Source organism: Listeria grandensis, assembly GCF_014322885.1.
GTDB lineage: Bacteria > Bacillota > Bacilli > Lactobacillales > Listeriaceae > Listeria_A > Listeria_A grandensis.
The window spans coordinates 167,466-181,892 of the sequence record NZ_JAASUG010000007.1 but is presented as its reverse complement, the minus strand read 5'-3'; the positions used below and the strand labels follow the sequence as shown (position 1 = coordinate 181,892).

Sequence of the window (14,427 nt, the reverse complement as noted above, 5' to 3'; positions counted from 1 at the left end):
TGAATAAGGATGGTAACAAAAAAATGAACGGTATTTTTATCACGTTAGAAGGTCCAGACGGATCAGGAAAAACAACGGTCGGCACACGTTTAGCAGAGCGTTTAGAAGCAGCCGGAATCCAATTTGTCAAAACCCGTGAACCCGGAGGTAGCAAGATTTCCGATGTCGTACGGGAAATTTTCCTGAACGATCTCGACAGCAGAATGGACGCGAAAACCGAAGCTTTGTTGATTGCGGGTGCAAGACGCCAACACGTTGTGGAACTCATTCGCCCAGCGCTCGCCGAAGGGAAACTGGTTTTGTGCGACCGTTTCATCGATAGTTCACTTGCCTATCAAGGCGTTGGACGCGATATTGGGATTGACGAAGTTTTGAAAATCAATCAATTTGCTGTGGAAACAACGATGCCAGATGTGACATATTATTTAGACGTTCCAGCAGACGTTGGGTTGGCGCGAATCGCTGCAAATAAAGGCCGCGAAGTCAACCGCCTCGACATGGAAGATGTGACTTTCCACAACAAAGTGCAAACTGGCTATGAAACTGTGCGCGACATGTTCCCAGAACGGATTGAAATTATTGATGCCACAAGAACCATCGAGGAAATCGTCGCAGATATTTTCGGACGAATAAAGGCAAGACTAGGCTGACAGCACTTGTTACATATCGAGATGAGCTCCGTCCGCCAGGAGGTTTTATTAGTAAAGCTTTCGCCTGATTTCTGATATAATAAAGAAAAACATTGTAAGGGGATGGAAAATGATGAAACTTATTTTTGCGATTGTTCAAGATCAGGACAGCAACCGCCTATCCGACGCGTTAACGGATGCCAATTTCCGTGCCACTAAATTAGCATCAACAGGTGGCTTTCTAAAAGCAGGAAACACGACTTTTATTATCGGTGTGGAAGACGAGCAAGTCGAAACCGCGCTTGAAATTATTAAGAATAACTGCAAAGCTCGCGAACAAATCATGAGCCCCGCTGCATCGCTTGGTGTGACGGTAGACACCTATGTGCCGTATCCGATTGAAGTCCAAGTTGGCGGCGCGACAGTGTTTGTCATGCCTGTTGATCAGTTTCAACAATTCTAAAAAAGGTTGAGCTAGAAATTCTGGCTCAACCTTTTTTGTCCGACAACAACAACGCCAACCGTAGCTTCAATGAAAAATCAGCATGCGTAATCGGGTGATCCAACAACGCCGCACATTTCGCAATTCTGTACTTCACCGTATTCCGATGAATATAAAGCTGTTTCGCCGTCTCTGTAATCTCACATTGACAACTCAAATACACTTGCAACGTCCGCCGCAATTCCTGATGCATCTCATTTTGAGGATACGCAAGCGTCTTCAACGTAAACAAACAAAAATGCTGAATCTGCTCTACCGGAATAAATTGCATCAACTCCATAATACCCTTCGACTCATAAAAATGCACAAATGAATGGTAGTGGTCCTTCTCACTTTGCCGATACGTATCAACGGCCTCCATGTAAGAATAATGAATCGAAGCCGTCTCATACACCTCATTACCCGCCGCAAACGAAATCGAAATCGGGAACAGCCGGTCAAGCGCTGTCTGAATCGCAACCAGGCGCTCTTTTAAATCCACCACATGCTGCTGCAACAAAATAATAAACTTATCTTCCGTCGGGTGCGGAAATATTAGTGCGTTCTCAAAATTCCGATGCAATTCCCGCTCCAACCACTCATACGTCAGCGAATAAATCTCTTCTTGAAGCGTCAAATTTTTCAAAGCCATCGAACTCTCATCAATCCCCGCAATCAAACATCGATAATAATCTGAGGGCAACAACCCATAACCTTTCCCGTAATCCAACAAGTTCCTCGTATACTCCGCATCATCCTCACCCTTTTGCAACAACTTCGTGAAAAATTTCCCACGCAACGTCCGATTACTCTCCGCCAATTTCTGATTCTTATAAATCGTAAACGAAATAATCGTGTTCGCTTGCTCAATCGCTAGCTGTGAGAACGGATACGGAATTTGATCCGCCTTTAAAATCACCAGAAAATACGGATAATACGTCGTCACTTTCACAGGGAAAACCGAGATCAACAACGAATCATTTTCGAGCAAAAACGTCATCTCACTTATGAGTTCCGGCGTTTTTTTTAATTTTTCATGGATATCATCCAAAGTCGTTGCATAACTCGCTTGTTTAAAGTGCTGTGTACTTGCTACGACCTCCAAAAACGGGTTAATCAAAACAACCGGTCGCTTCAAAATACCACCCAAATTCTGAATGAGCGACTGAAGCGATGCGCCCTTAATCATCATTTTCGAAAACTTCTGCTGAATATCAATTGCATAATGGAATTTCTCCGTCTGATGATCCCAAATATAAGACAACAACTGGTGAGAAATCGTGCCGAGTGTCACCGTAAGCGGAATCCGTAAAATCGGAAACTGCAATCGGTTCGCCGTCGCGATTACCATCGGATCTAGCTTATCAATAAACCGCCCCAACTTAATCCCGAGCCCCGCAGCCGGCAAACGATGCAAATCTTCAATCAATTTACACAGTGCCTCCGGATCGTTCTGAAAAGCCATCGCAGTTGTGAGCAAAAACGTATTTTTAGGCAAATAAGCAACAATATCGGGCGTCTCCGAAATCTCAATCGTATCGACCAGATTTTCGAGATCAGCCTCCGCATTAATCACTTCAATATTAGAAAACCTTGGCGTTAGCAATAGTTCGGACATCGTTGTCATTGTAAAAACCCCTTCCATTGGCAGGACGACCAAGCATCAGACCACACCAAAGTTTAGTCCCCTCAATTGTACTATAGAAATGCCTCATTTGTCGTTAGAAAATATTGTCTACTATGGACAAAACACCTCTATCTTTTCGTGCTACTTGACTAATGTTTCCTATTTAGAATTATCTTAAAATAAAAGCAGAAGCATAGCTATTGTGGCGGTCGGTCAATGGAGAGTGTATGATGAATTCCCAAGTAACGTTGTGAATAAATGTACATAAACGACCAACCGCTCTTTTTTAATATCGAAGGAGGAACATAGTATGGTAAAAGAACTACAAGCATCGATTCGGACAATTATGACTCCGGGCCCAGTGGAAGCCGAACCACGGGTGTTAAGAGCAATGAGCACACCAATTCTAGGACAATACGATCCAGAATTCTTCGCAATGATGAACGACGTAACGAACCTTTTGAAATTACCGTTCCAAACTGAAAATGAATGGGCACTCGCCGTTGATGGCACAGCCCGCGCAGGACTAGAAGCAGCCGTTTGCGGCATCATCGAGCCTGGCGACAAAGTACTCGTACCATCTTTTGGCCGATTTGGCTTTTTGATGGCGGAACTCGCGCAACGTGCAGGCGCGCAAGTTAAAATCGTCGAGCAAGCATGGGGCACTATTTTTGATCCGAAGAAGGTCATAGAAGAAATCAAAGCCTACAATCCAAAAATGCTCATCATGGTTCACGGCGAAACATCGACAGGCCAAATGCAAGACTTGAAGGAGATCGGGTTATTTTGTAAAGAAAACGACGTTCTATTCATGGTCGATGCCGTAGCCACATTCACCGGAGCCGATTTCCAAACCGATGCGTGGGGAGTAGACATCGCCGTTGCCGGAACGCAGAAATGCCTCAGCGTCCCAACAGGGATGGCCCCAGTAACCTATAATGCAAAAGTCGAGAAAATTCTCGCATCCCGTTACCAGGTTGAGCTCGGCCTAACAAAAGATGTTCGAAATGACCGCTTCATTTCGAGCAATTACCTAGATCTCAGCCAAATTCAGCAGTATTGGGGACCAAAGCATATCAACCATCATACGGAGATGACATCGATGATTTATGCATTACGCGAAGGCTTGCGCATTGTTCACGAAGAAGGGCTAGAAAACCGTTTTGCCCGTCACCGCAAACATGAAAAAGCGATGATGACCGGTCTAAATGCGATGGGCTTAACGCTATTCGGCGATATGGCTAGCAAAATGCCGACGGTAACGTGTGTTAACATTCCAGAAGGACTTGATGGAGAGGCCGTTCGCGCGACATTACTGCACCACTACGGTGTCGAAATTGCGAGTTCATTCGGTGCTCTTGCCGGCAAGATATGGCGCATTGGAAACATGGGCTTTAGTAGCCGTAAAGAGAATGTCCTGCATACTTTGAACGCACTAGAAGCCTCGATCACATTCCACGGGGGCAAAATCGCAAAAGGCGAAGCAGCACAAGCCGCGTTGAAATTTTATAGTGAGAACTAAATAACGAAAAAGAATCTGAGATAAAACTCAAGATATAGCAAAATCGCCCAACCCATTACTTTGGGTAGGACGAAAATTTTGTTTTACACAAATCGAGCGAAAGCGTTTGTATTCAGGGAGTCCGCCAAACTCCCTGAATGCAAGCGCTTTTCGCCGATTTATCTGGGTTATGCCCCAGCTCCTTTTGGCGCGGGATCTGAATGTAGCGGTAAACTCAAGGCATATGTAATGCCTGAAACTCCTTATAAACCGTACCAATAACTCGACGCCCTGCATAGATTTTCGTATTATCTACAAGCACAATAACGCCATTTGTCCGGTCAATACTGACGACATTGGTTAAATTAATAACATAGGAGTTTACCCCAGAAAAATGTGCGTGACCAGAAAGAGAATTTTTAATATTTTTCAAAAAATCAACAATAGTGTAGGTTCCATTACGAGTATACATGGTGATTTTTTTTGTCCGAGATATGGTTTCAAAATAAAGAATATCATCATAGGCTACAGAATTTTCCCTGCCATCCGCAATAAAAGTATACATTTTCATGCCTTTTCGTAGTTCTTCTCGAGAAAATACTAATTCGAGCGCAGCGGCAATATCAGCTTTACAGAGTGAATTATCCATTTCATGTTTCACTACATAGGCGGCAGGCATGATATATTGCTCCATAATCTCATACAATGTATCAGCGGAACTCGTTATAAAAATAATATAACCATGAACATCTAGTTCTCTGACTTCTAAAGCAAGATCAACACTGGGCTTCGGTGTCTGTATATCAATATCTATGAAATAAATATGGGGTGGCTCCATGTTTTTTATTTCGCCCAGAATGACGGAAGGCGCCGTGATTTGGTTAAGTTCGAATGGGTAATTAGAAGCGCCAATAATTTCTTGGATCATCGTTACTAGCGCATCATGCTGTAAAACTTGATCTTCTACAATAAAAATTTGCATAATTACTCATTTCCTTTCATGTGTAATAAAGTACGAAGATCATCATTTTATCGCGGACTAAGATATACGTAAATTATAGCAAAATCTAGTAGCAGAAGGCTAGTTTTTCGCAAATCAAGAGATGGTAGTAAATTTGGAAAAAAATAAGTATAAAATCGTTGATACTCTATAAAATCGGCGATCTTTTTTTATGCATTTTTACAAGTTAAACCAGCTAAAAACAATTTGGTATCTCAATTGAGGCTGAAATCGACCCATATTGCGAAAAAATATTGAGTTAATCAAAGACTTATCTATAATGAGACATATAAAGCTACGAACGAAGTAGTAAGTTTTACAAAAAAGAAATTGGGAGGGAAATATGAACAAGAAGAAATTGGTGACTAAGTTAAGCAAAGCATTAAGCGTGACGATGGTGGCAAGTGTGGTTGCTTCCGCGCCGCTATCACTAACGGCGAACGCATCGGAGCTGCATACTCAAAGCCCAGTCAATCTAACAAGTAAAGCTACAACAACTGCAATTGCACCAGAACAGTTTGAACTATACACAGATAGCTACGTACAAGGAACATTTACAGGCGATATTAAAACAATCAAACTATTTGTTGAAGGCGGGCCAAGTACAGGATATGTTGGAGGAACTGTGAATGCCGGTGTATTTAAGTTTTACGCAAAAGATAAAATTCGCAATTCATTCGATAAGGTGACGTTAAAAGCATACAATGCCGCTGGTCAAGAAGTAGATAGTAAAATTGTTACGCTCAAAAATGCAGATGGCGAAGTAACGATTAGTACGGATGAGTTTCTACTGCGCCAAAGCAGAAATGTGGAAGGCACATACGTAGGGAACATTTCAAGAGTCCGCCTCAAAGTTGGTGAAACAGAGTATGCGGGAGGGACAGTAGCTGACGGCAAAATCAGTTTCTACGCGCTAGATAAGATTAGAAATACGACAGATAAAGTAACACTAATAGGTTTTGATAAACGCGGCAATAAAATAACGGAACAAGCTATTAAAGTGGGAGAACTTGATGGTACACTGACACCAAACCAATTTGAATTGTATACAGATAGCTACGTACAAGGAACGTTTTCAGGTGATGTTAAGACAGTCCAACTCTTTGTGGAAGGACATCTTGAGGGGTATAAAGGCGGGACTGTAAGCGGTGGCACATTCCAGTTTTACGCCAAGGATAAAATTCGTAACAGTTTCGACAAAGTCACACTAAAAGCATACAACGCGGTAGGTCGCGAAGTAGATAGTAAGGACGTGACAATCAAAAACGCAGATGGTGCAGGCACGATTACCACGAATGATTTTATATTGAACCAAAGCAGCAATGTAGAAGGTACGTATGCAGGCAATATCTCAAGTGTACGTCTTAAAATAGGCGAAAATACCTTTACTGGAGGAACCGTATCCAGTGGTAAAATCACTTTTTACGCAGTTGATAAAATCACAAATACGACGGATAAAGTAACGTTAATCGGTTATGACAAACGCGGCAATAAAATAGTGGAACAACCGGTGAACGTCAAAACAAAAGATGAAGTGGTTCCTGCCGATCCAGCAGAAGAAATGGTCAACCCAGAAGATAAAGTTCTCGTAGGATATTGGCACAATTGGCCAGCTGGCAATAAAGACGGTTACAAGCAAGGCTCCTCTGCGGCAATGGATTTAACAGATATTCGCAAGGAATACAATGTTATCGATGCCTCATTTATGAAATCAGAAGGCAACGGAACGATCCCGACCTTTAAGCCCTACAATATGACCGATGCCGAATTCCGTGACCAAATTGGGAAGCTAAATCAAGAAGGCAGAGCAGTTATCATGGCATTAGGCGGTGCAGATGCACACATCGAACTAAAAAAAGCCGATAAAGCAGCCTTCGTGGCAGAAATTATTCGGATGGTAGACGTATACGGATTTGACGGCCTAGATATCGACTTAGAGCAGTCAGCTATTACAGCTGGAGACAACGAAACAGTTATTCCAGAAGCATTACGCGAAGTCAAACAACATTACAAAGCGCAGAACAAAAATTTCTTAATCACAATGGCACCAGAGTTTCCGTACTTGAAACCAGGCGCAGCATACGAAGCGTACATCAAAGGTTTAGACGGCTACTATGACTGGATTAATCCGCAGTTATACAACCAAAGTGGCGATGGTCTATGGGTGGATGAACTAAATATTTGGTTAACCCAGTCAAACAATGATCTAAAAGCAGAATTTCTATACTACATGGCCGATTCTTTATCTAAAGGCACAAGAGGATTCTTAAAAATTCCAGCTAATAAACTAGTGCTAGGTTTACCAACAAATAATGACGCAGCAGCTTCGGGCTACGTAATCAACCCGCTTCACGTTAAAACAGCAATGGACCGACTAGCGGCAGAAGGCAATCCAATCAAAGGCTTGATGACATGGTCTGTTAACTGGGATGCTGGTCAAGATAAAGACGGAAAAGCATACAATTGGGAGTTCGTTAACCGCTACGCACCGATGTTATTTAAAACGACTCAAACGATGAAATGATTCAAGAAAGCTGGCTGGATATCTCTATATTTCAGCCAGCTCTTCCTGAAATAACGAAATAAGGATTAGGGGATACAGAATGAAAAAGGGAATATTTTATGTCATATCTTTTTGTACAATTTTTACTGTAGTTGCTTGTAGCGGTGTACGAGAAGAAATAGATAGCGATGCATTAAAGGCGGATCAAGCTAAAATTAGTGAAGTGGAGGCTACGAAAAAGCCACAAACACAAGATGCCAAACTTACAAAAACGGCGCGAAAAATCACAATGACAGTAACCCAAATGAAACAAACCACTACCAAGAAAAATACGAATATAGAGCTAAAATTAGAATTAACAAATAACGCCTCACAGGAACAAGGTATTGGCGCAAATGATTTCAGGATAGAAGCAAATGATGGCTCAGAATATAGAATCGATGGTACTAAAATCAATTTTGGCGATGTTGTGGCACCTAAACACACGTTAAAAGGAAGTGCCTATTTTAGCTTGCCGAGTACAATTAGTCAGGTGAATTTAATATATCAACCCGAAAATAAGGTGGAAGCAACTTGGAAATTAGATATCCAATGAAATTGGGGATTCTGGGCTTGTCCCGTTAAGATTTAATAATTATACAGAAAAGAGGGAACTATTGTGAAAAACCGATCAATTAAATTAGCAATGAGTACAATGCTCGTATTGCAGGCGTTTTTAATCGCGTTAGTGGGCGTGTTTTATGTACCACAAACGGAACAAGTGAGCGCCGTGGAAGAAAAAGCAACAACAGCGAAATACAGAAATGTGATGTACTATGGAGACTGGTCGATCTGGGGAGGACAAGATAATTTTTATCCGAAAGATATTCCAGCAGATCAACTGACACATTTGAATTTTGCATTTGTTGATTTTGATAGTAATGGGAACTTCCAATTTACAGATACAGATGCAGCGATCAACTCAGGCGTTGGTGAGACAGATGTACCTTGGGCAGGTCCTACATCAGGTATCTTAAACACATTGCAATCCCTACGCGCAGACAACCCAAACATGAAAATTGGGGTATCACTAGGTGGTTGGTCGAAATCAGGCGACTTTTCAGTAGTAGCTGCTGATCCAGTGAAACGCGCGAATTTTGTATCTAATGCAATGAAATTCATCAAATATACGAATATGGATTTCGTCGATGTTGACTGGGAATATCCGGCCTCTGTACGCGCCCCAGACAACGTTGATAATAAAAATGATGAAGGAACACCGAATTCTAGGCCAGAGGATAAAGAAAACTATATTAAACTCTTGCAAGAACTACGTACCGCGCTCGATAAACAAGGCTCTGAGTTGAAGAAAACATATGAATTAACAGTCGCGTTACCAGCTCCAAAATCAAAACTTGATGAAGGAATCGATGTTAAAGCACTATTTAACATTGTTGATTTTGCTAACATCATGACATACGATATGCACGGTGCTTGGGAAGGTCAAAGTAATCACCATTCCGCACTATACGGCAATCCGAATAATCCAGACTATGCTAATGGACTTTCTGTGGATCAGACCGTGAATTATTTAACGAGTAAAGGCGCAGCATCAGAAAAAATCGTCATCGGTGCAGCCTATTATTCTCGTGGCTGGAACACTGTTGAAAAAGGTAATAATCCACTACAACCTGGTCTTTTTCAACCAGCAGCGAAAGATTTTGCTGATTCAGATGGTTCACCGACATGGGGAACAGTCAATGAAATCGATATGGTCATCGGAGATTTTGGACGTGCATCAGGAACATGGGCTTATCGTAATATTGACAAGTTAAAAGCAAGCGTACCAGGCCTGAAAGAATATTGGGATGACGTAGCCAAAGCACCATATCTGTACAGTGAAGTAACAGGACAATTTTTCACGTTTGACAATGTACGCTCTGTTACCGAAAAAGCAAACTACGTTAAAAATAAAAACCTCGGCGGCATGATCTCATGGATGCAATCTCAAGATAAAGTAAGCCCAGGCTCGACGAAACGCGATGAACTAACAAAAGCAATTAAAGTTGGACTGGAAGGCACTGAGAAATTACCAGACCAAAAAATCGTTTATGCCAACCAAGATGTAGAAGTAACACTAGGAACATCAGCGAATGCCTACACAGTGAATATCCGAAATAAAGCGACGGCTAAAGAAACTAGCCCAGTATTAAAAGCCGTTGAATCAGCATTTAACACTATCAAATTACCAAAATTCTATATTTCCCTAAACACTAACGAGCGCCTATCAGCAGGAGATAATCATGCAGGCTCTGTATCCCAAACAGGAAATATTGCGACTGTAGATCTTTCAAGTGTATATGACGGTAAAACAATCTTACCAGGGGGAAGCTATACATTTAAATTAACTACAACAGGCACTGCCAAACAAACTAATGTGGATACGATTCACTTAACGCAACGCATGACAACACATCGCAGTGAATTAGGTAAACAACTCGTGTATGGTACCCAAAATACTCCGCCAGAAATTAAAGGCGCGACGAATAAAACTATTAAAGTTGGAGACAATTTCAATGCGTTAGAAGGAGTCACAGCAACGGATGCAGAAGATTTGGACTTAACTTCCCAAATCAAAGTCACAGGTAGTGTGGACACATCAAAAGCAGGCGTATACACACTAACATACAGCGTTAAAGATTCAGCAGGTGAAGAAGTTAGCGTAAAACGGATAATTACAGTAGAAGCAAATACCGATGTAAGTGTTGATGCAAATATCTCCGTAGATCCATTTGTCGTATATCAAGATTCATACGTAAAAGGAACGTTCACAGGTGATGTAGCGAAAATCAAACTCATTGTTGCAGATGCAGAATACACAGGCGGAACAGTTAACAATAATGGAACGTTCCAATTTGATGCTACTAACAAAATCCGCAACTCCTACGACAAAGTAATTGTGGAAGCATATAATGCAGCCAACCAAAAAGTGGCTAGCAAAACAGTAGCTCTAACAAATGGAGATGGCGCAGGAACCATCTTAGTGAATGATTACATCCTTGGACAAAGTAAATACGTGGAAGGCGCGTACCAAGGAAATGTTTCCAGAGTGAAATTGCAAGTGGATGATACCGAATACGCTGGCGGATCAGTAACAGGTGGTAAAATCTCATTCTATGCCATGGATAAAATCAGAACGACAACGGCTAAAGTAGTATTAGTGGCATACGATAAGCGCGGCAATAAAATTGCTCAGCAAGAAGTAAAAGTAAAACCATTGCTCACAGGTGATATCACGACGAATGAATTTGTAGTATATCAAGATGGTTATGTCACAGGTACTTTTACAGGTGATGTTGCGAAAATTAAGCTTGTTGTAGAAGGCGATCAAGGTGGCGAATACGCAGGTGGTACAGTCGCTAATGGAACATTCCAGTTTTATGCAAAAGATAAGATTCGTAGTTCTTACAATAAAGTAACAGTAAAAGCATTCAACTCGGTAGGCCATGAGGTAGCAAGTAAAGAAGTACCGCTAAAAAATCTAGATGGTGCGGGTACAATTAATGTTGGCAACTATGTTCTAGGCGAAAGTAGATATTTAGAAGGCACATACACTGGGAATGTAAGCCGCGTACAGTTAAAAGTAGGCGATACCGTTTATAGTGGTGGTAGCGTATCGGATGGGAAAATTTCCTTCTATGCGCACGGCAAGATCAAGAATACAGCAGAAAAAGTAACGCTATTAGCCCTTGATGCAAGGGGCAATCTTATTAATCAACAAATTATCAATGTGACGAGCAAGTAAAAAATTGATAGGAATGACACTGAACAAGAAGATATCGCCGAACCTATTTTTGGGGTAAGGCGATATTTTTTGTGAATGTGTGGGAAGATAATCTAAATAAATCAAGATACATTTAAGACCGTAACAGATCCATTTTACGAAACCGCGTTGTATTTTTGTGAAGTTTCACGCATAATAAAGACAGTGATACGACAAAAGATCAACAGGGTGGTGAAAGTCCCCAACCAAATTTAAAATAAAAAAGAAGGTGCAAAATTTGAAGATAGTAGTTGTGGGGTTGGGATACATCGGCTTACCAACCGCAATCGTACTCGCTAAAGCGCAACATCAAGTAGTAGGTGTTGATGTGAATAGACGGATTGTAAATAGATTGAATAATCTGGAAATTAAAAAAGAAGAACCTTTTTTGAAAGAAGGGTTCGAGGAAGTAGTCGATTCAGGTAATTTTATCGCAAAAATGGAGGCAGAGGTAGCAGATGCATTCATCATAACGGTGCCCACACCAAATAAAGACGATACGCTTAAATCATGCGATCTCACACATGTGATCGAGGCAGTTAGAAGCATTTTGCCATATTTGCAACTAGGAAATATAGTTATTATTGAATCTACAGTTGGCCCGAAGACTACTGAATGTGAAATTTTGCCATTAATCGAATCGACAGGGTTGAAGGTAGGGAAGGATGTCTATTTATTGCATTGTCCAGAGCGCGTATTACCAGGTAAGATAATGCATGAGCTCGTTCATAACGACAGGATTATCGGAGGCGCGACGCCAGCATGTGCGGAAGCTGGCATGGCACTGTATCGAACATTTGTAACAGGCGAATTAATACCGACAGATGCTTCCACTGCAGAATTATCAAAGCTCATGGAAAATACATTTCGTGATGTTAACATTGGACTTGCGAACGAGTTGGTTAAAATCGGAAACGAATTAGGTGTGGATGCGCTAGAAGTCATCAAGCTTGCGAACCATCATCCTCGTGTCAATATACATCAACCAGGCCCTGGGGTAGGCGGACATTGTCTAGCTGTAGATCCTCATTTTGTAATAGCCGCCGCACCAATTACAGCTAAACTAATTAGGGAAGCCCGAACGATTAATCAGCGAATGCCCGCCTATATACGGAGTAAAGTAGAAGAAATAATGACGAATATCGATGGGAAAAAAATTGTAGTTTTTGGATTGACATATAAAGGGAATGTTGACGATACGCGTGAGAGTCCAGCGATGGATATCTATTTCGAATTACAACGAGCTGGGAAATACCAAGTAGTCGCTTATGATCCACATGTAGATTTACATTTTGTAGAGCGAGAGATGCAAGTAGCCGTTGAAAATGCTGATTTATTATTAGTCCTTACCGATCATTCGGAATTTAAATACATGGATACGAGTGGCATGAGGAACAAAGTTATTTTTGATACAAAAGGTATTGTTCAACGTGTAAGCGACGAAGCTCAGCTATTAAACCTAGGAAACATCTTTAAGATAGCAAACGAAAAAGTACGTAATTAGAAGTTGAAAATGATGAACAAGGAATGAGTAGAAATATGGAAAAAATGATTGATTTTCGCATCATTGTTAAGCACCTGAAACAGTATTTCTGGATACTGATGCTAGCCTCGATCATTGGTATAGGTGGCACAACATTTTGGCTCATGCAAATAGCGGTGCCGAAGTATCAGGCAAGCGCAGACATATTTGTTAAGCCGCAGAAAATAGAAAATGAAGGTTTTCGATTAGATTCCAATACCAACAATCGCTTAATCAGTACGTATTCTGGAATTTTAAAAAGTCATACAACGATCGATCAAGTGAAAGAAAAATTAAAGTTAAAAGAAGATTTTAAAACAATTACTACGAACCTGAGCATAAAAAATGAGAATGAGTCACAAATTATTTCTATATCGTATCAAGCAAATTCACCAGAACAAGCGGTTAAGGTTGTCAACACCACCGTCCAAATTATGCAACTTGAGGTGAGTAAACTATTTGAAAATAGTACCGTGAAACTATTATCAGGAGCAACTGTGGAAGATGCAACGATTCCGATATCGCCGAATATAAAAATAAGTCTAGCTTTAGGATTATTTATTGGATTGGTGGCAGGTATCATCGTTATAACCATTATGATATTGACCAATAATACAATTAGAGAAGATGAAGACATTGAAGAGATAACCAATATTCCTATTATAGGAGAGGTTGAAAAATGGTAGTAAGAAAGAAGCACTCCGAACGACAGTTAATTACAAAAGAAAAAGGTATCATACCAGAGCAACTACGAAATATTCGTACAAGTATTCAATATTTAGCTGAAAAGCGGAATATGAAAGTAATCATGGTTACATCATGCCGACAAGGCGAAGGCAAATCAACTGCTATTGCCAACCTAGCATATTTCATGGCAAAAAACGAAAAAAAAGTATTGATTATCGATAGCGACCTTCGCCTTCCAACAATACATGAGCTATTCAAACTCCAAAATTTTAGCGGACTCACAGATTTGCTAAATGAAATTGAAGGAAAAGATATCGTTCAACGAGTTATTGAAAATCTAGATATTGTTACGAGTGGGCCACTACCATATAACCCTACAGAACTTCTTAGTAAGCCGATTTTTCAAGATTTTATTGATAGTAGCCGCAACGAGTATGATTTCATTTTTGTGGATTCCACCCCAAGCGGTTTAGCTGATAGTTCGATTATTGGCAATGCTTGCGATAGCGTCCTGATCGTCGTAGAAAATGAGAAAACAACAAAACGACAATTGAAGTCCTGTATCGATAAGTACCAAATGCAGAATATTGATATCATGGGGATTGTTAGAAATAAAGTGAGAAGGAGAAAGCATGATTCCAGTTATTATTATCAATATACAAGGGAATAGCTGGG

At 40.9% G+C, this 14,427-nt stretch carries 11 protein-coding genes and 1 pseudogene; 10 read left to right on the top strand and 2 right to left on the bottom strand.

Annotated features, from left to right (window positions below; all coding sequences use genetic code 11):
• Positions 1-23 precede the first annotated feature (23 nt).
• Together tmk and HCJ54_RS11105 are read left to right on the top strand one after the other, a co-directional pair.
• Positions 24-650, top strand: a complete 627-nt coding sequence (tmk, locus tag HCJ54_RS11110; protein WP_185409462.1) for a dTMP kinase — start codon at positions 24-26, stop codon at positions 648-650.
• Between the two features lie 112 nt (positions 651-762).
• Positions 763-1,092, top strand: coding sequence for a cyclic-di-AMP receptor (locus tag HCJ54_RS11105; RefSeq protein WP_036082595.1), 330 nt, complete (start codon positions 763-765; stop codon positions 1,090-1,092).
• A gap of 25 nt (positions 1,093-1,117) precedes the next feature.
• Here HCJ54_RS11105 and HCJ54_RS11100 read toward each other — a convergent pair whose 3' ends face one another.
• Positions 1,118-2,737, bottom strand: coding sequence for a PucR family transcriptional regulator (locus HCJ54_RS11100; RefSeq protein WP_185409461.1), 1,620 nt, complete (start codon positions 2,735-2,737; stop codon positions 1,118-1,120).
• A gap of 310 nt (positions 2,738-3,047) precedes the next feature.
• On the opposite strand from HCJ54_RS11100, the gene HCJ54_RS11095 reads away from it, so the two are divergent.
• Complete coding sequence (locus tag HCJ54_RS11095; RefSeq protein WP_187137675.1) at positions 3,048-4,259, top strand: pyridoxal-phosphate-dependent aminotransferase family protein; 1,212 nt, start codon at positions 3,048-3,050, stop codon at positions 4,257-4,259.
• A gap of 214 nt (positions 4,260-4,473) precedes the next feature.
• Here the strand turns inward: HCJ54_RS11095 and HCJ54_RS11090 are convergent, their stop codons facing one another.
• Positions 4,474-5,220 carry a LytR/AlgR family response regulator transcription factor gene (locus HCJ54_RS11090; RefSeq protein WP_187137674.1) on the bottom strand — a complete coding sequence of 249 codons (747 nt, stop codon included), beginning with the start codon at positions 5,218-5,220 and terminating at the stop codon, positions 4,474-4,476.
• 361 nt (positions 5,221-5,581) lie between these two features.
• Between HCJ54_RS11090 and HCJ54_RS15630 the strand changes: the two are divergent.
• The 7 genes and pseudogenes from HCJ54_RS15630 to HCJ54_RS11060 all read left to right on the top strand — a co-directional run.
• A pseudogene (locus HCJ54_RS15630) lies at positions 5,582-6,748 on the top strand (immunoglobulin-like domain-containing protein); the annotation flags it as partial.
• 51 nt (positions 6,749-6,799) lie between these two features.
• Positions 6,800-7,762: a glycosyl hydrolase family 18 protein gene (locus tag HCJ54_RS11085; RefSeq protein ID WP_187137697.1), complete on the top strand. Its 963-nt coding sequence runs from the start codon at positions 6,800-6,802 to the stop codon at positions 7,760-7,762.
• 79 nt (positions 7,763-7,841) lie between these two features.
• Positions 7,842-8,336 (top strand): DUF4352 domain-containing protein, encoded by a 495-nt coding sequence (locus HCJ54_RS11080; RefSeq protein ID WP_187137673.1) that lies wholly within the window; start codon positions 7,842-7,844, stop codon positions 8,334-8,336.
• Positions 8,337-8,399: 63 nt separating this feature from the next.
• Positions 8,400-11,525, top strand: coding sequence for an immunoglobulin-like domain-containing protein (locus tag HCJ54_RS15725; RefSeq protein WP_187137672.1), 3,126 nt, complete (start codon positions 8,400-8,402; stop codon positions 11,523-11,525).
• A 256-nt stretch (positions 11,526-11,781) separates the two neighbouring features.
• The gene (locus tag HCJ54_RS11070; protein ID WP_187137671.1) at positions 11,782-13,047 is read left to right on the top strand and encodes a nucleotide sugar dehydrogenase; all 1,266 of its coding nucleotides are present in this window, start codon (positions 11,782-11,784) and stop codon (positions 13,045-13,047) included.
• Between the two features lie 35 nt (positions 13,048-13,082).
• Entirely contained in the window at positions 13,083-13,751 is a 669-nt protein-coding gene (locus tag HCJ54_RS11065) for a YveK family protein (RefSeq protein WP_187137670.1), read from the top strand.
• Positions 13,745-14,422 carry a CpsD/CapB family tyrosine-protein kinase gene (locus HCJ54_RS11060; RefSeq protein WP_187137669.1) on the top strand — a complete coding sequence of 226 codons (678 nt, stop codon included), beginning with the start codon at positions 13,745-13,747 and terminating at the stop codon, positions 14,420-14,422. Before HCJ54_RS11065 ends, HCJ54_RS11060 begins: the two co-directional genes overlap by 7 nt.
• Positions 14,423-14,427: the final 5 nt, after the last annotated feature.

Bases quoted from the DNA above. Each gene is read 5' to 3' on its own strand.
- HCJ54_RS11090 (WP_187137674.1), bottom strand. From the start codon at position 5,220: ATGCAAATTTTTATTGTAGAAGATCAAGTTTTACAGCATGATGCGCTA.
- HCJ54_RS11060 (WP_187137669.1), top strand. From the start codon at position 13,745: ATGGTAGTAAGAAAGAAGCACTCCGAACGACAGTTAATTACAAAAGAA.
- HCJ54_RS11100 (WP_185409461.1), bottom strand. From the start codon at position 2,737: ATGACAACGATGTCCGAACTATTGCTAACGCCAAGGTTTTCTAATATT.
- HCJ54_RS11095 (WP_187137675.1), top strand. From the start codon at position 3,048: ATGGTAAAAGAACTACAAGCATCGATTCGGACAATTATGACTCCGGGC.
- tmk (WP_185409462.1), top strand. From the start codon at position 24: ATGAACGGTATTTTTATCACGTTAGAAGGTCCAGACGGATCAGGAAAA.
- HCJ54_RS11080 (WP_187137673.1), top strand. From the start codon at position 7,842: ATGAAAAAGGGAATATTTTATGTCATATCTTTTTGTACAATTTTTACT.
- HCJ54_RS11105 (WP_036082595.1), top strand. From the start codon at position 763: ATGAAACTTATTTTTGCGATTGTTCAAGATCAGGACAGCAACCGCCTA.
- HCJ54_RS11085 (WP_187137697.1), top strand. From the start codon at position 6,800: ATGGTCAACCCAGAAGATAAAGTTCTCGTAGGATATTGGCACAATTGG.
- HCJ54_RS11065 (WP_187137670.1), top strand. From the start codon at position 13,083: ATGGAAAAAATGATTGATTTTCGCATCATTGTTAAGCACCTGAAACAG.